The 241-nt window shown below is 42.7% G+C and carries 1 protein-coding gene; it reads left to right on the top strand.

The window, feature by feature from the left end; all coding sequences use genetic code 11:
- Positions 1 to 241: hypothetical protein (locus E1189_RS21965; RefSeq protein ID WP_196220780.1), on the top strand; the 241-nt coding region annotated here is incomplete at both ends.

Raw genomic sequence — 241 nt, 5'->3', positions numbered from 1 at the left:
GGTCAGCCATTCTTCTGTTTTAAATCCTGCCATTCAATCGGCCCCTGCATTTGACCTGAAGTTTGTTGCTTCCGGTCAGGATGTTTTACTGAATCTGCAAGAGATTAATAAACAGCATCAGAATGCTGACGTTATTGTTATGAATTCTCACGATGGACTTGAACAGGATAATCTTATTTATCGCCTGACCATTACAGACGATGGTCGGCATCAGGTTCATCCCGGCAAGTTGTTCAAGCAT

The organism is Parendozoicomonas verongulae (assembly GCF_009711465.1).
In the GTDB taxonomy this organism is placed as follows: Bacteria; Pseudomonadota; Gammaproteobacteria; order Pseudomonadales; family Endozoicomonadaceae; genus Sansalvadorimonas; species Sansalvadorimonas verongulae.
Note: the sequence above shows the minus strand (reverse complement) of the source record. Positions and strands in the feature narration are given on the sequence as shown.